We start from the raw sequence: 19,904 nt of genomic DNA, 5'->3' as shown, positions 1-19,904 counted from the left end.
CGCTACTGCCCGGCCAGCACGAAGGGCGCCCAGTAGTACGGGTGCGCGAACGGCCGCGGGGCGCTCTCGTCATCGGCGCGCGGCTGGCTCGCCCCGGTGAAGTACGCCGCCAGTTCCGCCTCGGTCAACCCGGCCAGCCACAGTTGCGCCGCGCGCAACGCCGGCGCCGGTGCCATCGGGGCCGGGTCCGCGAGGTCCGGATCGCCGGCCAGGTGACACTGGTAGAAGCGGCGCATGAGCAGCGCCGTCGGCAGATCGGCGACCGGCCACAGCGTGCCGACCACCGCCGCCGCGCCTGCCCGCAGGAAGCCCGCCGGCAGGCCGATCGCCTCGTCGGGCAGGCGCACCACGTCGGTGACCGCGGTCTGGCAGGCCGAGGCGACGGCCAGCCGGACCCCGCGCAGCACGTTCCCGGCGAGCAGTTCACCCAGCGTCAGCCGGTCGCCGCCGGCCAGCAGCAGGTGCGACTCGTCCGGCTTCGCCGGGTCGTAGTACCCGTGACAGCTCAGGTGCAGGTGCGTCGCGCCGGGTATCCGGGCCAGCACCGCCGCACGGGTCGCCGCCGGGCCGTACAGCAGCCGGCCCGGGTCACCGCCGGGGAAGAGGTCGGCGATGTCGGCGAGTTCGGTGCCGGCGAAGCGCAGGTCGCCCGTCGGGTCGCCCACCCCGGCCAGCATCGGTTGGTCGACGGACCCGGCCGGATGCGCGACGACCCAGGCGGAGGGTGCGAAGGCCACGGCGAACTCCTCGAGCAGGCTGCCTGATCCGCCGGCCGTGCGGTAACCGGCGGCGTGCACCGGCAGGACGCCGAGCCGGCCGCACGGCACGAGCGTCACCGACTCGCAACCCACCTCGCGCAGCGCGTCGGCGGCACCGGCGAGCATCATGCCCAGCCGGTCCAGCAGCGGGTCGAGCAACCCGCGCAGCTCGGCGCCGCCGCCGGAGAACTGGGCAGCGAGGTAGCCGTCGTCGCGCAGGAGCCGGTCCACGTTCCGGTTGGTCAGGGCGGGTAACAGCCGGGCCGACACCATCAGGTCGCTCCCCGCGGCACGGTGCGCGATCAGCGCCAGGCCTTCCTGCTCACCGGGCAGCAGGTACGCGATCGCCGAGCCGCGCCGGACGGCACGGGCGATGTCAGCCAGGTCGGGCAGGTCGAGGAAGCGCTCGTAGCCGGGCAGCCGGCGAATCCGGGTGATCCGCTCGGCGAGCGCGGCCCGGGCCTGCCGGGCCTGCTCGCGCAGCGCGGCACCCCGCGCGTCACCGGTGCCGTCGCGTTCGGCGGCCTCGGCGTCGGTCACCTGGGCGGCGGCCCGGCGGAACTGGTCCGCGAGCCCGGGGTGGTCGTCGGCGAGCCGGCTCAGGTCGGCGCGGTCGCGGTCCATGCTCTCGCCGAGCCACCGCGCCCGGCCCCGTTCCAGCACCACCAGGGCTTCCGCGGTCCGGCCGAGGTGGACCAACGCGCGCACACCGGCCTGCACCAGGCGGCGGCCGTCGCGCAGTTCGGCGGCGCGGGAGGAGAGCAGCAGGGACTCCGCGTACTGGCGTTCGGCGGCGGCGACGCCCCGTTCGTACACCTCGGCCGCGCGATCGTGGCGGCCCATCCACGAGTACGTCTCGACCAGCCCGGCGGCGACGTTGCGGGCCGCCGGGAGCAGGCCGTGCTGTTCGAAGATCTGCAGTGCCTCGCCGAGGGCCCGCGCCGCCGCGTCGAGGTGGGCCGGGCGCTCCTCGGGCACGGCTTCGGCCAGTTCGAGCCGGGCGGCGCCGAGGTTGGCCAGCCGCCGGGCGCGGGTGACCGCCGGCAGGCCGGACACCGACAGCGCCAGCTCGGCGTGTTCGATGGCCCGCCGGTCGTGCGCCGTCTGCCCCTCACCGGCCAGGATCAGCTCGGCGACCGTCAGGAACTCGTGGATGCGGGCCCACTCGACCGGGTCGCGCTCGCGGTCGTAGACCTCCAGTGCCGCGCCGAGATGCTCCAGCGCGGCCCGGGCGTCGACGTCGCGGTCGCCCACCCGGTCGGCGTCCAACGCCAGCAGGCCCTGGCTGGCCCGGATCCGGGCCCACTGCTGGGGAAACGCCTGCCGGGTGAAGACGGTCAGGGCGGCCTCGAACGACTCGGCGGCCTGCGCGGCGGTGCGCCGCGGGTCCGCCCCGCGTGCCTGGCTCAGCGCGTTGCCGCGACTGACCATCGCGTACGCCCAGTCGGCCGGGTGCCGCTGCCGGGTGAAGACGGTCAGCTCCTGGTCGAAGTGCTCGAGCGCGACCGCCAGGTTCTCCTGGTGGCCGGCGTGCAACCGGTTGGTGTACATCAGGCCGAGCTGGTGGTGGCTGTTGGCCCAGTCGACGTCGCCGTCGGGCTGGTCGCGCAGGGCCACCCCGTACGCCTCGATGGCCTCCTCGATGCTGGCCGCGAGACTGCCGTCGTCGCTGTCGGCGAGCACGCCACCGAGCAGGTAGTGGACCCGGGCCCGGATCGCCGGGTCGGTCTCGGCGGTCAGGGCGGCGACCGCCGCGCGGCACTCCCGCACCGCCCGCGCCGGGTCGCCGGGAGCCGGCCGCCCACCCGTGACGCGCTGGCTCAACGCGTAGCCCAGCTCGGCGCGGCTCACCGCCCATTCGGCTGTGCCCTCGGCCCGCAGCGCCAGGTCGCGTTCCGCGCAGACGACGGCGCGGTCGAGGTTGTCGGCCCGGATGCCGTGGCTGCGCTCCCGGTAGACGTCCCGTTGCAGCCGTACGGCCATGCCCTGGCTCTCGTGGTCGTCCGCGGCGGCGGCGTTGCGTTCCAGCGCGGCCGCGACCTCGAGCAACTCGTCCTGCTGGTCGGCGCGGTCGGCGGTGGCGCGGTGCAGCACCACGGCGAACCCCATGGCGACGTACCGCCAGGTGGAGTAGTCGTCCGGGTCGGTGCGCTGGTAGAGGAGCCGCATCCGGTCCAGGCGCAGGCGCGCCTCGTCGGGATCGTCGGTCCCCGCCACGAGCTCCGCCAGGGTGACCTCGACCGGTTCGGCGTCGGCGTCGGCCGCGACGGCGTCGAGCGCGGCGCGGGCACTGTGGGCGACCCGCTCGAAGACCTCCGACTGGCCGTCGCCGGCCGCGCGGGACGCGGCGGCCCCGTCGGTGGCGATGCGGAGCGACCGGGTCAGCGCGTCGACCCGCTGGTCCGGGTCGACGCCCACGCTGCGGTAGGCGTCCAGGAGCAGCAGGCGGATGGCCACCCAGCTCGGTCCGGCACCGGCCGGGCCGACCTCGCCGACCAGCGCGTCGAGCTGGTCGAGACGGCTGCGGCGGCCCACCGGGTACGGCTCGCGCCGCGGATACCGCTGCAGGCAGCCGGCCAGGTAGCGCACGCCGCGCCGCCAGGTTTCGCTGCCGGACGGCAGCACCGTGACGGCCGCGCGCACGAGGTCGTACCCACGATCGAGGTCGGTCTCGTCGCCGGACGTGGCGTACCGCAGCAGCCACGCCCGGCAGAGGTCGTAGGAGATCTCCGCCCGCCGCGTGCCGTCCTCGGCGAGGGACAGCATCAGCTCGTACGCGCCGATCAGGCGGTCCGTCGCGGTGATCGATTCGTCGTGCCCGGACATCAGGTACGCGGCCTGCGCCGCGCGCAGCGCGATCACCTGCTTCGCCGGCCGGGGCAGGTCGGCGAAGGCCGGGTGCCGGACCGTGGCGCGCCACATGTCCGCCGCCTCGTCCAGGTCCGCCTGCTCCCCGGCGTCGAGGAAGCGGTCGACGGCGTTCGTCGCCCGCTGCGCGAAGGCGGCCACGGACTCCGGAACGGTGACCTCGACCGGATCGGCGAGCAACGACCGTGGCGTCGCGTCGTCCTCGGTGCCGTCGGGGTCGACAGGTGGCGGAACCGGCTCCTCGGTCTCCGGCGGAACCGCCGCCCGCTCGGGCGGGCCGGTCACGGACGCCAGCGCCGAGGGCACCTCGCCCGTCTCGCGGATCCGCCGCGTCACCTCACGGTGGGTGAGCGCCATCCACCGGTACAGGTCGTCGAGGGGCTCCTCGCGTCGGGTGCGCTCCCGGTCCTGGACCGCGATGAGCACCAGCAGGTAGTTGCTCAGCAACGGTTCCAGGTTGGGGGCGGTCGCGGGCGTCGCCTCCACCGCGGCGCGCAGCAGCCGCGCCGCCTCCGTGACGTCCGCGGCGGTCCCGTCGGCGAGGTACCGGTCGCGGAGGCAGAGCGCCAGCGTGGACATCGCGATCGTCCGGTTGGGCCGATCGGCCGGCGCCTCGCCGAGTAGCTCGCTGACCAGCGCGATGGCCCGGTCCAGCTCGGCCCGGTCGCCGCGGTGCAGGTAGCGCTGCCGCAACGCGGCCGCGAGGCCGCTCACCCGGTTCAACCGCAGCGGGTCGGCCGCTGCGGTGCCCTCGACCAACCTGGTGCTCACCGTGATCGCGTCGTCCAGGTCGGCGGCCTGCCGGCCCTGCTGGTACCGATCGAGCAGTGCGCCGCTGAGATTCTGGTACGCCGCGGGGACGGCCGGCGGCCCGTCCAGCCGTTCCTGGAGGTCGACGGCCTGCCGCAGGCTCGTCACCGCCTCGTCCAGGTCGGTGATGTCGCCGGTCGCCGAGAACCGGAGGCGCAGCGCCATGCCCAGGCCGGTGCGGGCGCGGATCTCCTCGGTGCTGCCCGGCCGGGACCCGCCCAGTGCCTGCGTCGCGGCGTCGAGGGCGCCGTGCAGATCGGCGCTGGCACCGCTCGACTCGTACCGGTTGAACAGGGCCTGCATCCGGTGCAGCAACGCCTCGGCCGGGGCCGCGGCCGAGGCGCCGTCGGTGGCCAGCGCCGAGAGGTCGGCCGCGGCCTCGCTGAGCCGGTCATCACGGCGGGTCGTCAGGGTGTGCAGGATCAGCTGGCTCAGCTCCTGGGCCACCTCGTCCCGCTGGGGCGTGTCGGGCGGCACCTGCCGGATCGCCTGCAGAGCGGTGTCCAGGGCCCGCCGGGCCGGTGTCGGGTCGCCGGTCCGCTCGAAGCGGACCAGGCCGGACGTGGCCAGGTGGGCCAGGCCGATGAGTCGTTCGCGCTCGTCCACCCCGGCCAGTGCCGGAACGGCCTCGGCCAGCAGCGCCTCCGCCTCGTCGAGCGGGTCGAACCCGCGGCCCTCCCGGCGTCCCTCGGCCACCAGCAGCCCGGCGAGTGCGATCATGCTGGGCAGGCGCAGCGCATCCTCGGGCACCGCGATCGCCAGGTACCGGCGGTACAGCGCGATCGCCTCGTCCCGGTAGGTCAGCTCGCCGGTCGCGCGCTCCCAGGTCACCATCGCGCCGGCCAGGTTCGTCAGCCCGTACGCGGCCAGTGCGCGCTGCGGTGCGTGGCCCAGGCTGTCGTGGACGGCCTGGTAGGCGAGCAGCGTGAACGCCAGGTCGGCCCGCTCGCCGGTGTGGTGGTGGCGCCGCATCAGGGTGGCGCCGATGTCGTTGAGCACTGCGACCGGGACGGTGCCCGCCGGAGCTTCCCGCAGCGGGCCGAGGAACCAGGCGAGCATGCGGAGCAACGTCTGCTCCTCGTCACCGGCGCGGCGGGCGCGCAGCACGGCGTCGTGCAGCCGCTCGGACCGCTGCGTCGCGTCGCCGGCCGGCGTCACGACCGCCAGCGTCGCGGCGCTCCCGTCCCGGCGGAAGGCCCGCAGCAGGAGGCGCCGGAACTCGCCGTCGAGGGCGGAGAGCAATTCGGACTCCTCGACAAACCGGTCCACCGTCGCCCGGATGATCCGGTCGGTGGCATCCGACAGCAGCCACGGATGCCGTTCGGTCAGCGCGGTGAGCTCGGCCGGCTCGGTGGCGGACACGCCGGCCAATACCTGGATGTAGGCGGACCGGTCCTTGGGCTCACTCGGGTCGATGCGCTCGGCCGCGACGCGCAGGGCCGCGTCGGCGCCGCTCTCCTGTAGCGCGCGTAGCACCGCGGCGTGCCGGCGCAGCGCGAACGCCACCGCGTCCTGGCCGGTGTGATCGGCGTTGGCGGCACCCTGGACGAGCCGGTCGACCCACTCTGGATCGCGCAGCTCCCGCTCGGCACCACGCACCGCCGCGGGCCAGTCGGCGGCTTCGAGGAACCGCCACAGCGGGTCGTCCGACATTCAGCTCCTTCCAGTGCGCCACAACCAGTGGCCGATCCCGAGACCCGCGAGGGCGGTTCCGGCGGCCCCGGCCAGCGAGGCCCACGGCGGCGCGGGATGGCCGCCGCCGTACCGCACGACGGCCGCCGTGCCGAGCCAGCCGGCGGCCGAGCAGGTCAACACCAGGAAGATCCGGTCCAGGTGACGCCAGCCGCGCGGCACCCGGGCGCCGGGAATCCAGTGCAGGACCGCCGACGGCAGCCAGAGCACCAGGGCGCCCACCAGCGTGATCAGCGGAGCGTTCAGCGAGCGCGCGACGGCGACCCGGTAGTCGAGGCTCTGGACGGCGGCCAGCACGGCGAGGAGCGCGCCGATCAGTGAGGTCTGCACCAGCATCCGCCCGTCGACGCGATCCCGGATGCGTTCGTCCAGGCTGGCTCGCGCGGTCACGAGCAGTGGCCCCGCCCGGTCCAGCTCGGCCTGCAGATAGGTTTCCGCGGCGTGCAGTTGCTCGGTTGCCGACTCGGCGACCTGACGGTCGGTGTCCAGCAGGCCGCCGGGCGCGGCGAAACGGGGCGATTCGAGGGCCGCGGCGAGGTTGCGCTCGGCAACCCGGACCGTCCTGGACATCGTGCGGGTACGGGCCAGCGTGTCGATCAGTCCGGCGTGCCGGTTGCGCACCTCGGTGAGGCGATCCGCCTGCCGGAGCAGCTCCGAGGTGCTCGCATCGGTGTCCGGACGGTCGCGCAGACCTGCCGCCAGCGCGTCACTCGACGCGGCCACGTCGTCGAGCAGCCGGTCCAGGTCCGGCAGGTCGCGGTGCAGCACCAGCTGCTGATACCGGATCCGCGCCGCGTGCGCGAGATACCTGGTCAGTGGGGGCAGCACCGGACCGTCGGCGCTCCACAACCACCGGTCGAGAGCGTCCTCCCGGGATTCGGGCGCCAGGACGAGCAGCCGTCGGCGGGTGCGGCCGCCCGGCAGCTCCCAGACCGTGATGCCGTCGCGGAAGCCGCACGCGGTGCGCTGCCAATCGAGATCCACCGGCGGCGGAGGGGCCGGCCGCAGGGCACGCGCCAGGGCCGCGGCGGCATCCGCGCCGGCCGGCGCCGACCCGGGCAGCAGGCCGAGGTACACCGTCACGTCTCCGATTCGCTGGTCACCGTCGGCCGGTGCGGTCTCCGGCAGGTCGCGCCAGCCCACCTCGTCGCGGTTCGGCGCGCGGAGCACGGCCAGGGCGATGAGGTCGCGGGTCCGGTAAGCCAGCGCCTGGTGCAGCGCCCTTCCGCCGGTCTCGGCGCTGAGCGCACCGAGGATCACCAACCGGTCGGGGCGGGCATCCCGGCGCGGCTCCGCCAACTCGGCCGGTAGCCCGTCGATCCGGCCGTCGATGCCCGACGCCTTGATGGCTTCCCACGCCTCGGAAAGCCCGCCGGCTGCGCCGAACGCCCAAAAGGCATGCGTGAGCAACGCCGGTCGCCGGACCTCGATGGTCATCGCCCCTCGTGCTCCGCCGCCGGGGCGGCGGCCTGGTCGACGAGGCGGTGCACCAGGCGGCCGGCCAGGGTGGTGATGCGCGGCTCGGGACCGCTCTCGGCCTGGCCCAGGCTGGACTGGAGGGGTCGGCTCGGCCGGGCGCGGTCGCTGATCAGGGCGAGACCGGCCAACGCGGCACCGGCGGCCCGGTCGTCGTCGCGGTCGAGCGCCTCGTCGAGCGCCCCGAGGGCGGCCGTGACCTGGGACCACTCCGCCGGGGTGAGGCGCCAGGACCGGATGGAGGCGAGCAGGGGCTGAGCGTGCCGGATGGACAGTGGCAAACCGACCTCCGAGTGGCCAACCAGTGACTGCGACGTTACTCCAGGAACGCTCGTGGTGCGCGGCGGTGGACGGTCGCCCGGTGACCGTTCGGGACGGGCCGTCGGCCGCGCGAGGCCGGCGGGCGTACCGGTGGCACCGGCCGGCCTTAGGGTGTGCCGATGACGAGTCAGGCGGGGGCGCAGGCCGGCGTCGCCCGGGCCGGCAACCTGCTGGAGGTCGGCCGGATCGAGGCCGCCCGGCGGGAGATCACGGCGGTGCTGGCCGGCGATCCGGACAACGTCGAGGCGCTGTGCGTGCTGGCCCGCGCGTACCAGGCGGAGGACGAGTTCGCCGCGATGCGGGAGGCGGCGGCGCGGGCCGTGGCGGTCGCGCCGGCACAGCCCGAGGGTCACCTGCTGCTCGCGTTCGCCCAGCTCGGGGTGGAAGACCCGACGGCGGCCCGGGCCAGCGCGGCGGAGACCGTCCGCCTCGCCCCCGACGACTGGCGCGGCTACGCGGCGTTGGCGCTCGCCTCGTTCAATCTCGGGCAGCCCCGCCACGCCTTCCGGCTGATCAAGCAGGCGGTGGCGCTGGCCCCGGACTCGGCCGGCCCGCACCACATCCGGGGGTTGATGTTCCAGACGATCGGCTGGCACCGGTCCGCCAACCGGTCGTTCCGCCGGGCGCTGGCGCTCGACCCGGCGCACACAGCGGCGCTCACCGGGCTCGGTCGGGTCGCGGCGACCCGGGGGCGGCTGGCGTCCGCCGCCGGGCATCTCAGCGCGGTGCTGGCCGCCGAGCCGACCAACCCGGCCGCCCGCGCCGAACTGGACCGGCTGGTCATCGGCGGCCTCGGTGGTTGGGCGCTGATGTCGGTCTGGGTCGGCGGCTTCATCGGCATGTTCGCCATGCTGCCGTGGGTGTGGGCGCTGGCCGCGTTGCCGCCCCTGCTGTGGTCGGGGTGGGCCGCCCGGACCTGGCGGGCCCTCTCCCCGGGCGCGCGGGTGTACGCCGGGCACCTGCTCCGCACGGACGTCCGGGCCCGCGCCCGGCTGTTCGGGCTCGCGCTGTGCGCGCTCACCGCGGCCGGGCTGTTCGGCGCCGCGCTGGGTCAGGATCCGGACCGGCCGCCGTCGGCCGTCATGCTGGTCATGATGGCGGCGCACCTCCTGGCGCTGCTGGTCGGCGGGGCGGCGGCGTTCATCGTGGACCGCCGGGTCGCCGGCCCGCCGCCGCCCGCACCCGATCCCGCTGCCGGCCCCGGCGGCTCCCCGCCGGCCGCCGCGACGGCGGGCGCCGCGTTCGCCCAACCGCCGGCCAGCGACCTGCTCGCCGAGCAGCGCGCGGCGTCGTACGCGGGCCGATGGGCGATGCGGCTGGCCCGGTCAGGGGCGGTGTTCACGGTGCTGCCGCTGGTGCTGAGCCTCGATCCGCCGGCGTCGTGGCCGGCCCGGGCGGCCGTCGGCGCGGTGGCGCTGGCCGGGTTCCTCGGCTTCGGGGCCTGGTCGCGGCGTCGGCTCATCCGGCGCCCCGGCCGGCAGAACGCCGCGCTCGGGCTGCTGCTCGTCCCGCTGACCCTGGCCGCGCTGGTGGAGCTGGCCGCCATCGCGTTGAGCGCGGTCCTGCCGTCCGGCCCGCTACCGGACGTCGTGGCCGTGCCGGCGTTCCTCGTCACCGGCCTGGGCCTGGCGGCTTGGCTGAGCTGGTTGCTGTACGCCGGCGTCCGCGGCCTCGGCCGCCTCGCCCGCAACGCGCGCCGGCAGCCCGCGCCGCGCGGTTGACCGGACCGTGCCGGACAGGTACGCCCGGCGTCGTTCCGGTTCGAACTTCTCGATCGCGTACCGGAGCATCACCCGCGGCATGTCCCGGTAGCGGCCGGCCAGGAACTCCTCCGCCGCGGCCCGGTCCCGGTTGCCCACCTCGCGCAGCATCCAGCCCACCGCCTTGTGCACCAGGTCGTGCGGGTCGCGCAGCAGCCGGTCGGCGAGCCGGAAGGTCCACCCGAAGTCGCCGGCCCGGATGAAGGCGAACGTCGCCATGACGGCGATCCGCCGGTCCCACACCCGGTCCGATCCGGCCAGCCGGTCCAGGACGTCGCGGTCCTTGTCGAGCAGCCACGGGCCGACGAGGTACGGGGCGGACGAGTCGACCAGGTCCCAGTTGTTGATCTGCCCGGTGTTGGCCAGCACAAGGCGGAAGATCCGGCCCCGTTCCGCCTCGTCGCCCTTGGCGAACTTGCGCACCAGGATGAGGAGCGAGGTCAGCCGCTCCTCGTGCACGTCACCGGCGAGCAGTTCCGCCGTGTCGGCCAGGGTGAGGTCCCGCCAGTACCGGGCGGCCACCCGGCGCTGGTCCGGCACGGTGACGCCGATGGCGCGGTCGCCCTCGCCGTACCCGCCGGGGGTCATCTGGAGGAACCGGCTGGTCGCCGCCGCCCGCCCCGGGTCGGCGAGGCCGGCGAGGTCGCGCCGGATGTCGGCGGTGGTGGCCATGACTGGGGAACCTACCGCGACCGCCGGTGCGCCGCCGCCAACCGGGCCCCGGCCCGCCGTCACCGCCGGCGGGGCGTGATCAGCCCCGACTCGTACGCCCAGACGACCAGCTGGGCCCGGTCGCGGCAGTGCAGCTTCGTCATGGCCCGGTTCACGTGGGTCTTGGCGGTCAACGGGCTGATCACCATCCGCTCGGCGATGTCGTCGTTGGTCAGCCCCCGGGCGACCAGCTCGACGACCTCCTGTTCCCGGGCGGTCAGCACGTCGCGCCCGGCCGCCGGGTCGGCCGGCGGCGGGCCGGTGACGAACTCGCTGATCAGGGTGCGGGTGACCGCCGGGGCGAGCAGCGCGTCGCCGCGCGCCACCACGGCCACCGCCTGCAACAGGTCGGCGGGGTCGGCGTCCTTGAGCAGGAAGCCGCTGGCGCCCGCCCGCAGCGCGGCGAACACGTAGGAGTCGAGCCCGTAGTTGGTGAGGATGAGCACGCGGACCGCGGCGAGGTCGGGGTCGGCGGCGATCCGCCGGGTGGCCTCGATGCCGTCGAGCCCCGGCATCTGCACGTCCATCAGCACCACGTCCGGCCGGAGCCGCCGGGACAGCTGGACGGCCGACGCGCCGTCGGCGGCCTCGCCGACCACCAGCAGGTCGTCCTCGGCGTCGAGCAGCGCCCGGAAGCCGGCCCGCATCAGCGCCTGGTCGTCGGCGAGCAGCACCCGGACCGGCCGCCCGGCGGGCGCCTCCGGCGCGCGGTCGGTCATGCCGGGCCGTTCAGCGGGAACGTGGCCCGGACCGCGAAGCCGCCGTCGTCGCGGGCGGCGGCGTGCAGCGTGCCGCCCAGTCCGGTGACCCGTTCCCGCATGCCGTTCAGGCCCACGCCGGGGGTCACCGGCCGGACCGGCGAGGCCTGGCCGTCGTCGGTGACCGACACGGTCAGCTGCGCCGGGGCGTACGCGAGGTGGATCTGCGCGGTGGCGCCGCCGGCGTGCCGGGCGACGTTGGTCAGCGCCTCCTGGACGACCCGGTAACCGGCCTGGTCGACCGCGCTGGGCAGGCCGCGGGGTTGGCCGGTCACGGTCACCTGCACCGGTACGCCGGCGGACCGGGTCCGCTCGGCGAGCTCCGCCACCCGGTCCAGCCCCACCCCGTCGGCGTCGGCGGGGGAGCGCAGCACGTCCAGGGTGGCCCGCAGCTCCCGCATCGCCGCGGCGCTGGCCTCCTGGATCGCCAGCAGCGCGGCCGACGGTTCCTCGCCGTGCTTGCGGGCCAGGTGCACGGCGATCCCGGCCTGCACCTTGATCAGCGAGATGCTGTGGGTCAGCGAGTCGTGCAGGTCCCGCGCGATGCGCAGCCGTTCCTCCCCGGCGCGGCGCAACGCCATCTCCTCGCGGGTGCGTTCGGCCTCGACCGCCCGCTGCTCGACCTGCTCGAGGTACGCCCGGCGCTGCCCCGCGACCAGGCCGGCGACGTTGGCGGCCACGAACCAGCCCAGCAGCAGCGCGGTCCGCTCGGCCATCTGCTGGCCGGCCTGGCCGATCGGCGCGACCGACACGTCCCGGGCCAGGAAGCCGGCGAGGAAGCCGACGCTGGCCAGCACGGCGGCCCACCGGTGCCCCCGCCAGGCGGCGAGGTAGACCGCGCCGAGGACCGGGAACGCGGCGGTCGCTCCGGCGTGCACCCGCAGGTGGACCAACAGCATGGTGGCGGTCACCACGGCCAGCGCCAGCACCGGGAACCGGCGGCACGCCGCCAGGCCCGCCACCATGAGCAGGACCAGGGCGACGTCGGCCGGCCCCGGTGTGGCGGCGTCCGGGCTGAGCGCGGCGTTGCCGAGCAGCAGGACGCCGAGGGCGAGTCCGGTGAGGGCGTACGGCAGGTCGCGGCGCATGACCGGACTGTAGAACGGGCGGCCCGGTCCGGGCATCCCGCGCCTGCGGTAGCTGTGGCGTACCGCGACCGTGGTACCGGCAACCGGGCAAGTGCCTGCGGCGGCACGACGCTTTCCCGGCCCGCCGGGACAAGCATCGAGCCCATGACATACCGCTTCTTCACCCCCGCACCGGCCAGGACGGCGAGTGGACTCACCGCGGCGGTCTACCGGCAGCTGCGCGAGGAGTTCCTCGGGCCGGTGCCCACCTTCCAGGCGCTCTCGGCGGTGCCCGAGGTGCAGGCCGCGACCTGGTCGCTGCTGCGGGAGGCGCTGCTCGCCGGGGACGCGCCGCGGGTCGACCGGGAGCTGACCGCCTCGGCGGTGTCCCGGGCCAACCGGTGCCGGTTCTGCGTCGACGCGCACGTGATGCTGCTGCACGCCCTCGGTGAGCACGCGCTGGCCGAGGTCATGGCCCGGGGCGGCACCCCGCCCCAGCCGGAGCACGCCGAGCTGGTCGCCTGGGCCGAGGCCAGCCGCACCCCCCGGGCCACCGGGTGGACCAGCCCGTACGGCCCGGAGGTCACCGGCACGGTGCTCGCCTTCCACTTCATCAACCGGGTCGTCTCGGCGCTGCTCGACCCGGATCTGCTCCCCGGTGGACTGCAACGGTCCCCGGTGGTGCGTTCCTTCGGGGGCCGGCTCTACGCCCGGGCGGCCCGCGAGCCGAAGGAGCCCGGCGGCAGCCTCCCGCTGCTCGGCGCCGACCCCTCGCCGCCACCGGCCTGGGCCGGGCAGAGCCCGGTCGGCGTCGCGTACGCGGCGGTGCGCGACGCCGCCCTGCGCGGCGGTGACCTGCTGGGCGACGTGGCCCGGCGCACCGTCACCGCGACGGTGCGCTGGGAGGACGGCCGGCACCCGGACCGGCCCACGGACTGGGCCGTCGACCTGGTCCGGGACGTGCCCGGGGCGGACCGCGTCGGGACCCGGATCGCGCTGCTGGCGGCGTTCGCCCCCAGCGCCGTCACGGTGGGCGACGTCGCCCTGTGGCGACTGTCCCATCCGGACGACGCCGACCTGGTGCGGCTGGTCGCCTTCGGGGCGATCACGGCCACCGAGCACGTCGCCCAGACCCTGTCTCCGGCCCATCTTTAGGAGGTCGTCATGCGCAAGGCTCTCGTCATCGTCACCAGCGTGCTGCTCGTCGTGTTCGTCCTGCAGTTCGTCTTCGCCGCCGTGGGCGCGTTCACCAAGCCCGCGGGCGACGGCGCGTACGCGCTGCACAGCGTCACCGGGATGGCGGTGATTCCCGCCCTCACCCTGCTCACCGTCCTGTTCGCGGTGCTGGCGAAGGCGCCCGGCCGGCTGGTCGGCCTGGCCGTCCTGCCGCTGGGCCTGGTGCTCCTGCAGGGGCTCATCGCCGCGCTGGCGAACGCGTTCACCGACGCGGGGGGCGCCAGCACCCCGTTCGGCCTGACCTTCGCCGGGCTGCACGCGCTCAACGGCATCGTCGTGGTGCACGTGGTGGTCCGCGTGCTCCGGGCGGCGCGGGAGCTGGCCGGCCCCGCGCCGGTCGACGCCACCGAATTGCCGGTGCCGGCCGGGGAGCCGGCATGAGCGTCGCCTCGCTCATCGCCGCCGACCTGCTGATCGCGGTCCTCGCGGCCGCCGGCTGGCTGGGCGGCGGCGCGGCGGCGGCCGCCCGACGCCGCCGGCTCGCGCTCGGGCTGGCGGCCGGCGCGCTGCTCGGCACGCTGGCCCGGGCGGTCACGGTCACCGTGCTGGCCCGGGCGGGCTGGTGGTTCGCGGCGGAGAAGGTGCTGGTCGCCGGTCCGCTGTCGCTCGCGGCCGTGGCGGTCGCCGGGCCGCGGCTGGTCCGGCCCCCCGGCGACATCCGGTCCGCCGCGGTCCCGCTCCTGTTCGCCGGGTACGCGGAGAGCGCCGCCCTGCTCGTGACGGTCCTGCACGGCTACCCGGCGTCGGCGGGCGCAGGGCTGCTCGCGGTCGCCGCGGTGGTCGGGGCGACCGCGGTGTCGTGGCGGCTGCTGGACGCGCGCCCGTCACCGACGGTGTCCCGGACCGCCGTCGCGGTGGCGGTCGCCGCGCTGGTGACCGGGGCCGGGCTGGTGGCCACCCCGGCCGCCGCGCCGGCCGTACCCCACGCGCTCGCCGCTCAGGATGGGCGGGCCGTGGGCGAACCGACCAGGCGGGTCACCCTGACGGCCGGGACCGCGACGGTGCGCGCGGCTGGCCGGGACGTCGCGGCGTGGGCGTTCAACGGCCAGGTGCCCGGGCCGGAGCTGAGCGCCACCGTGGGCGACGTCCTGGAGGTGCGGCTGCGCAACCGGGACATCGCGCGCGGCGTCACGCTGCACTGGCACGGGTACGACGTGCCGAACGATCAGGACGGGGTGCCCGGCGTGACGCAGGCCGCCGTGCTGCCGGGACAGGAGTTCGTCTACCGGTTCCGCGCCGACCAGGCCGGGACGTACTGGTACCACACGCACGCGGTGTCCGACGTGGGCGTGCGGATGGGCCTCTACGGCGTCCTGGTGGTGCGTCCGGCGCCGGCGGTCGGCGTCGACGTCACGGTGCCGGTGCACACGCTCGCCGGCCGGCCGCTGCCCGAGGCGCGGACGGAGCCGGTCGCGGCGGGGACGCCCGTGCGGCTGCGGCTGATCAACACGGACAGCACGACGCACCGGTACGCCCTGGCCGGGACCGCGTTCCAGGTCGCCGCGATCGACGGAGCCGACCTGCGGGGCCCGACCCCGCTGGTGGAGACGGCGGTGCTGATCCCGGCCGGGGGCCGCTACGACCTGGTGTTCACCGCGCCCGGCACGCCGGTGGCGCTCCAGGTCGACGGCCGGGTGGTCTACGCGACCGGGCCGACCTCGGTGGCGACCGGCGGGTGGCCGGTGCTCGATCCGCTCCGCTACGGCGCCGCCGCCCCGGTGCCGTGGTCGCGGGTGGACCGGGAGTTCACCCTCGTCCTGGACCGTGGTCTGGACCTGCACGGGCTGCTGCCGCGCTACGCGCACACCGTCAACGGCGCGGCCGACCCGGACATCCCGCCGCAGCTCGTCCGGTTCGGCGAGGTGGTCACGTTCACCATTGTGAACCGGTCGCTGGTGGTGCACCCGTGGCACCTGCACGGGCATCACGTCCTGGTGCTGTCCCGCGACGGCCGGCCGGCCACGGGCAGCCCGCTGTGGCTGGACTCCTTCGACGTACGCCCCGGCGAGGTCTGGCGGGTGGCGTTCCGGGCCGACAACCCCGGCATGTGGGCCAACCACTGCCACAACCTGGCGCACGCCGAGGCCGGGATGGTGCTGCACCTGATGTACCAGTGATCCCCGACGCCGACTGAGGACGCCCGCGATCGCGGCCGGGGCGTCCGGATCCGGTCCGGTTGGCGAGGCGTCGGGCCGGTCGCGGCGGTGACCGGCACCACGATGCCGGTCGCCGTCCGGTCCCCGGCTCGGCTAGTAACGTTGCGGCGCATGAGGATTCTTGTCGTCGGTGCGGGCGCGACCGGAGGCTACTTCGGTGCCCGGCTCCAGCAGGCCGGCCGGGACGTCACCTTCCTGGTCCGGCCCGGGCGGGCCGAGGTGCTGCGCGAGCGCGGGCTGCGGATCACCGGGCTGGGCGACGACACCGTGCTCACGCCCCGGCTGGTCACCGCCGCGACGGTCGACGGGCGTTACGACGTCGTCCTCGTCTCGGTGAAGGCCACCGCGTTGCCGGCGGCGATCGAGGACGTCGCGGCCGCGGTCGGCCCGGGTACCACGGTGGTGCCGTTCCTGAACGGCATGGCCCACCTGGCCGCGCTGAACGCGCGGTTCGGCGCGGACGCCGTGCTCGGCGGCGTGGTCCGGGTCCTCACCACGCTCAACGTCGAGGGGGACATCGTCCGGCTGGGCGCCCTGGCCGACATCGTCATCGGCGAGCAGCGGGGCGGCGCTTCGGCGCGGGTCGAACGGGTCGCCGAGGCGCTCTCCGGAGCGGGCTTCGACCTCGCCGTCGCGCCGGACATCCTGCGGGCCATGTGGCACAAGTGGGTCTTCATCAGCACTCTCGGCGCGCTCAACCTCCTGGTGCGCGGCACGGTGGGCGACGCCGTGGCGGTGCCCGGCGGCGACGACCTCGGCCCGCGGATCGCGGCCGAGGCCGCGGCCGTCGCGGCGGCGGCCGGCCATCCGGTGCCGGAGCCGGTCCTCGGGCAGGTCCGGGCCTTCGTGACCCGGCCCGGCTCGGCCGACACCGCCTCGCTCTACCGGGACCTGGCCGCCGGGCAGCCGACCGAGGCCGAGCAGATCTTCGGCGACCTCACGGCGCGGGCCCGCGCGCTCGGCGTGCCCACGCCGCTGCTGGACGCCACGACGGTGGCGCTGCGCGTGCACGAGCAGCGCCTCGCCGCCGGAGCCGGCCCGGCCGGTACGCCTCGATCGGAGCCCGCCGGCGCGGCGTGACCGGGTACCTCCTCGATCGCCTCCGGCCCGGCTGCTCGACGCCGCGGCGGGGGAGATCCGTCCCGTGGTGCCTCGTGGCCGGTCCGCGGCAGTGGTGGCGCGACCGCAATACCTAGAGCTACTATGCATTGCAGCTCTAGGGTTGGGGGGGTGCGGATGTACATCACCAAGGACCTGGTCGCCGCCTCGGCGACGCCGCTCGTGCTGGGCATCCTGGCCGAGGGCGAGAGCTACGGCTACGCGATCCTCAAGCAGGTCAACGAGCTCTCCGGCGGGCAGCTGGAGTGGACCGACGGCCTGCTCTATCCGCTGCTGCACCGGCTGGAACGCCTCGGCCACGTCGAGTCGGCGTGGCAGGCACCACCCGGCGGGCGCCGCCGCAAGTACTACCGGATCACCGAGCAGGGCCGGGCCGAACTCGCCGAGCAGCGCCGCCAATGGGACACCGTCGTCGACGCCCTGCGCAGCATCTGGAGCACGACCCAGGCCCTCGGGCCGATCCCGGCGCCGGCCTGGGAGGCGGGGCGATGACCGTCGACCGCGAGTACGACCTGGAGGGCCAGATCGCGCAGTGGCGGGCGTACGTGCACCGCCGCCGGGAACTGCACCACACCGACGCCGACGAGCTGGAGGACCACCTCCGCAGCCGGATCGGCGAGCTCACCGAGGGTGGCCTGCGCGACGACGAGGCGTTCCTCATCGCGGTCAAGCGGATGGGCAGCCTCGACGAACTGTCGCGGGAATTCGCCCGCGAGCACTCCGAACGGTTGTGGAAGCAGCTCGTGCTGCCCGGCGAGCCGGACGCGCCGGCCGCCACCCGGTCCCGGCGCGAGCTGTACGTCATGGTGCTCTGCGCGGCCGTCGCGGCGCTCGCCGTCAAGGCGCCGGCCGTGTTCGGGCTCGACCTGACCGACGACGCCGGCTTCTACGCGCGCAACGCGAGCCTCTTCGCGCTGCCGGCGCTGGCCGGGTACTTCGCCTGGCAACGCCGGATCCGGCCGCGGGTCATCGCGGTGCTGGCCGCGCTCTTCGCGCTCGGCGCGCTCGCCGCCAACGCGTACCCGCTGGCCGACGACTCGCAGAGCGTCGTGCTCACCGCGATCCACCTCCCGCTGGCGTTGTGGCTGGTGGTCGGCGTCGCCTACGCCGGCGGTGACTGGCGCTCCGACCGGCGGCGGATGGACTTCATCCGGTTCACCGGGGAGTGGCTGATCTACTTCGCCCTCCTCGAGCTGGGCGGCGGCGTGCTCACCGCCTTCACGGCCGGCACCTTCCAGGCCATCGGCCTGGACGCCGAGGGTTTCATCCAGTCGTGGCTGCTGCCCTGCGGCGCGGTGGCCGCGGTCGTCGTCTCGGCGTGGCTCGTCGAGGCCAAGCAGAGCGTCATCGAGAACATGGCGCCGGTGCTGACCCGCGTCTTCACGCCGCTGTTCACGGCTGCCCTGCTGGCCTTCCTGGTCGCGGTCGTCTGGACCACCAGCGGCATCGACGTCGAACGCGACGTGCTGATCCTCTTCGACCTGCTGCTCGTCGTCGTGCTGGGCCTGCTGCTGTACGCCATCTCCGCCCGCGCGCCCGGCGCCCGGCCGGGCCTGTTCGACCGGCTGCAACTCGCGCTCGTGGTCAGCGCCCTGATCATCGACGTCCTGGTGCTGGTGGCGATCGCCGGCCGGATCACCGAGTGGGGCGTGACCCCCAACAAGGCGGCGGCCCTGGGCGAGAACCTCGTCCTGCTCGCCAACCTGGCCTGGTCGGCGTGGTTGTTCCTCGGCTTCGTGCGCGGCCGCCGACCCTTCGCCGCGCTGGACCGCTGGCAGACCCGGTACGTGGTGGTCTACGCCGCCTGGGTCTGGGCGGTCGTGCTCGTCTTCCCGCTCGTGTTCGGCTTCGCCTGACCGAAAGCCGGCCCGCTCCGCACCGTGCGGAGCGAGCCGGCCCGTCTCGTGGCGGGTGGAGCGAGCCGGCCCGTTTCCCCGCGTGCGGAGTGGGCCGGCCCGCAGCGGTCAACCCGCCCGGCGCAGCCGGCCGAGCATGCCGGCGAGGTCCTGGATGAACAGTTCGTGGCGGAAGTAGTGCCCGCCGGGAACCTCCCGCCACTCGTGCGGGAGGCCGGCCTGGGCGAGCGCCGCGCGGAATTCACGCTGGCCGGCCAGGACCTGCGTCTCGTTGACCGTGTCGAACCAGTTGACCGGATCGGGGGAGGTGCCGGCGGCCAGGAAGATCCGCTTGTTGCGGTAGCTGGCGATGCGCTGCACCGGGTTGTCGGCGCTCACCCGCGCCTCGTCCCACAGCGGCGCGCCGTAGACCGTGCCGCCGCCGAGATCCATCGCGGCCGAGCTGACGTTGGCCCAGTGCACCACGAGGCCGAAGTCGCGGCGCAGGCTGGCCGGCCCCGAGTGGGAGCTCACCGAGCAGAAGTGGCCGTAGTACTTCGCCGCGTACTTGAGGGCGCCGAAGCCGCCCATCGAGAAGCCGGCCACGGCCCGGCCGTCGTACTCGGCGAAGGTGCGGAAGTTGGCGTCGATCCAGGGCAGCAGCTGCGCGATGTGGAAGGTCTCCCAGTTGCGGGGGCCGGTGTTGCTGCTAACCGGGTTGCAGTACCAGCCGGTGGCGGCGTCCGGCATCACCACGATGATCTCCCGACCGGCGGTGAGGTTGATGATGTCGTCCTGGAGGTGGAACGTGCGGAAGTCCGCGTTGCCGCCGTGCAGCAGGTACAGCACCGGATAGCGCCTGCCGCTGGTGTGGTAGCCGTCGGGCAGCAGGACGTTGACCCCCGGGTTCCAGGCGATCGCGTCGGTGGCGAAGCGGTAGTACTGCAGGCGTCCGCCGTTCTCGTTCCGGTCCACGATGCGCAGCCCGTACCCGTCGCCGGCGGCGCTGGCCGCCGACGGCGCGGTGAGGGCGCCGGCGAACGCCCCGGCCGCGGCGACTCCCGCGGCGCCGGTCAGGAGCCGGCGACGGCTCACCGGACGGCGGGCGATCCGATCCTGGTGCATGGTTCCTCCTGGCGATGATGGTTGTCCTGGGGCGACGTCGTCGCGGGGGGTCAGGGGAGCCTCGGTCGTCGCGGCCGGGCGACGCTGCTGAGGGGTCAGAGGGTGGTTTCGCCGGGTAGGCCGAAGTAGTCGTGCCATTTGGTGCCGGCGGTGAAGGTGGTGCCGGTGGACAGGCCTACGTAGATGTCGTTGGTGGTGCCTTTGGTGAACAC

Annotated in this window: 13 protein-coding genes and 1 pseudogene; 7 read left to right on the top strand and 7 right to left on the bottom strand. The window is 75.2% G+C overall.

Annotated elements, in window-relative coordinates:
• Positions 1-2: 2 nt before the first annotated feature.
• From AB0I11_RS26610 to AB0I11_RS26600, 3 genes are read right to left on the bottom strand one after another with little or no spacing between them, the layout of a single operon-like run.
• The gene (locus AB0I11_RS26610) at positions 3-6,089 is read right to left on the bottom strand and encodes a CHAT domain-containing protein (RefSeq protein WP_357326107.1); all 6,087 of its coding nucleotides are present in this window, start codon (positions 6,087-6,089) and stop codon (positions 3-5) included.
• Entirely contained in the window at positions 6,090-7,565 is a 1,476-nt protein-coding gene (locus AB0I11_RS26605; RefSeq protein WP_357326104.1) for a CATRA conflict system CASPASE/TPR repeat-associated protein, read from the bottom strand.
• Complete coding sequence (locus tag AB0I11_RS26600; RefSeq protein WP_357326101.1) at positions 7,562-7,885, bottom strand: CATRA system-associated protein; 324 nt, start codon at positions 7,883-7,885, stop codon at positions 7,562-7,564. Before AB0I11_RS26600 ends, AB0I11_RS26605 begins: the two co-directional genes overlap by 4 nt.
• Positions 7,886-8,044: 159 nt before the next feature.
• Between AB0I11_RS26600 and AB0I11_RS26595 the strand changes: the two are divergent.
• Positions 8,045-8,677 (top strand): annotated as a pseudogene (locus tag AB0I11_RS26595) (tetratricopeptide repeat protein); the annotation flags it as partial.
• 825 nt (positions 8,678-9,502) lie between these two features.
• Here the strand turns inward: AB0I11_RS26595 and AB0I11_RS26590 are convergent.
• From AB0I11_RS26590 to AB0I11_RS26580, 3 genes are read right to left on the bottom strand one after another with little or no spacing between them, the layout of a single operon-like run.
• Positions 9,503-10,357, bottom strand: a complete 855-nt coding sequence (locus AB0I11_RS26590; RefSeq protein WP_357326098.1) for a DNA alkylation repair protein — start codon at positions 10,355-10,357, stop codon at positions 9,503-9,505.
• A 59-nt stretch (positions 10,358-10,416) separates the two neighbouring features.
• Complete coding sequence (locus tag AB0I11_RS26585) at positions 10,417-11,115, bottom strand: response regulator transcription factor (RefSeq protein ID WP_357326095.1); 699 nt, start codon at positions 11,113-11,115, stop codon at positions 10,417-10,419.
• Positions 11,112-12,242 (bottom strand): sensor histidine kinase, encoded by a 1,131-nt coding sequence (locus tag AB0I11_RS26580; protein ID WP_357326092.1) that lies wholly within the window; start codon positions 12,240-12,242, stop codon positions 11,112-11,114. The genes AB0I11_RS26585 and AB0I11_RS26580 overlap by 4 nt, the downstream gene beginning before the upstream one ends.
• 144 nt (positions 12,243-12,386) lie before the next feature.
• On the opposite strand from AB0I11_RS26580, the gene AB0I11_RS26575 reads away from it, so the two are divergent.
• The 6 genes from AB0I11_RS26575 (at position 12,387) to AB0I11_RS26550 (ending at position 18,588) form a co-directional block, all read left to right on the top strand.
• Positions 12,387-13,376 (top strand): carboxymuconolactone decarboxylase family protein, encoded by a 990-nt coding sequence (locus AB0I11_RS26575; RefSeq protein WP_357326089.1) that lies wholly within the window; start codon positions 12,387-12,389, stop codon positions 13,374-13,376.
• A gap of 9 nt (positions 13,377-13,385) precedes the next feature.
• On the top strand, positions 13,386-13,838 hold the full coding sequence (locus AB0I11_RS26570; protein ID WP_357326086.1) for a DUF6220 domain-containing protein: 453 nt from the start codon (positions 13,386-13,388) through the stop codon (positions 13,836-13,838).
• Positions 13,835-15,574 (top strand): multicopper oxidase family protein, encoded by a 1,740-nt coding sequence (locus AB0I11_RS26565; protein WP_357326083.1) that lies wholly within the window; start codon positions 13,835-13,837, stop codon positions 15,572-15,574. Before AB0I11_RS26570 ends, AB0I11_RS26565 begins: the two co-directional genes overlap by 4 nt.
• Before the next feature lie 150 nt (positions 15,575-15,724).
• Positions 15,725-16,693 carry a ketopantoate reductase family protein gene (locus AB0I11_RS26560; RefSeq protein ID WP_357326081.1) on the top strand — a complete coding sequence of 323 codons (969 nt, stop codon included), beginning with the start codon at positions 15,725-15,727 and terminating at the stop codon, positions 16,691-16,693.
• Between the two features lie 156 nt (positions 16,694-16,849).
• Positions 16,850-17,224 carry a PadR family transcriptional regulator gene (locus tag AB0I11_RS26555; RefSeq protein WP_357326205.1) on the top strand — a complete coding sequence of 125 codons (375 nt, stop codon included), beginning with the start codon at positions 16,850-16,852 and terminating at the stop codon, positions 17,222-17,224.
• Complete coding sequence (locus AB0I11_RS26550; protein ID WP_357326078.1) at positions 17,221-18,588, top strand: permease prefix domain 1-containing protein; 1,368 nt, start codon at positions 17,221-17,223, stop codon at positions 18,586-18,588. The genes AB0I11_RS26555 and AB0I11_RS26550 overlap by 4 nt, the downstream gene beginning before the upstream one ends.
• 108 nt (positions 18,589-18,696) lie before the next feature.
• On the opposite strand, the gene AB0I11_RS26545 is transcribed toward AB0I11_RS26550, so the two are convergent.
• Entirely contained in the window at positions 18,697-19,692 is a 996-nt protein-coding gene (locus AB0I11_RS26545; protein WP_357326075.1) for an esterase family protein, read from the bottom strand.
• Positions 19,693-19,904: the final 212 nt, after the last annotated feature.

The sequence above is a fragment of the Micromonospora sp. NPDC050495 genome, assembly GCF_040655175.1.
Classification (GTDB): Bacteria; Actinomycetota; Actinomycetes; order Mycobacteriales; family Micromonosporaceae; genus Micromonospora.
Note: the sequence above shows the minus strand (reverse complement) of the source record. Positions and strands in the feature narration are given on the sequence as shown.

Excerpts from the sequence above, each read along its gene's own strand:
- AB0I11_RS26545 (WP_357326075.1), bottom strand. The coding sequence starts at position 19,692 with ATGCACCAGGATCGGATCGCCCGCCGTCCGGTGAGCCGTCGCCGGCTC.
- AB0I11_RS26560 (WP_357326081.1), top strand. The coding sequence starts at position 15,725 with ATGAGGATTCTTGTCGTCGGTGCGGGCGCGACCGGAGGCTACTTCGGT.
- AB0I11_RS26565 (WP_357326083.1), top strand. The coding sequence starts at position 13,835 with ATGAGCGTCGCCTCGCTCATCGCCGCCGACCTGCTGATCGCGGTCCTC.
- AB0I11_RS26585 (WP_357326095.1), bottom strand. The coding sequence starts at position 11,115 with ATGACCGACCGCGCGCCGGAGGCGCCCGCCGGGCGGCCGGTCCGGGTG.
- AB0I11_RS26580 (WP_357326092.1), bottom strand. The coding sequence starts at position 12,242 with ATGCGCCGCGACCTGCCGTACGCCCTCACCGGACTCGCCCTCGGCGTC.
- AB0I11_RS26555 (WP_357326205.1), top strand. The coding sequence starts at position 16,850 with ATGTACATCACCAAGGACCTGGTCGCCGCCTCGGCGACGCCGCTCGTG.
- AB0I11_RS26605 (WP_357326104.1), bottom strand. The coding sequence starts at position 7,565 with ATGACCATCGAGGTCCGGCGACCGGCGTTGCTCACGCATGCCTTTTGG.
- AB0I11_RS26570 (WP_357326086.1), top strand. The coding sequence starts at position 13,386 with ATGCGCAAGGCTCTCGTCATCGTCACCAGCGTGCTGCTCGTCGTGTTC.
- AB0I11_RS26575 (WP_357326089.1), top strand. The coding sequence starts at position 12,387 with ATGACATACCGCTTCTTCACCCCCGCACCGGCCAGGACGGCGAGTGGA.
- AB0I11_RS26590 (WP_357326098.1), bottom strand. The coding sequence starts at position 10,357 with ATGGCCACCACCGCCGACATCCGGCGCGACCTCGCCGGCCTCGCCGAC.
- AB0I11_RS26610 (WP_357326107.1), bottom strand. The coding sequence starts at position 6,089 with ATGTCGGACGACCCGCTGTGGCGGTTCCTCGAAGCCGCCGACTGGCCC.
- AB0I11_RS26550 (WP_357326078.1), top strand. The coding sequence starts at position 17,221 with ATGACCGTCGACCGCGAGTACGACCTGGAGGGCCAGATCGCGCAGTGG.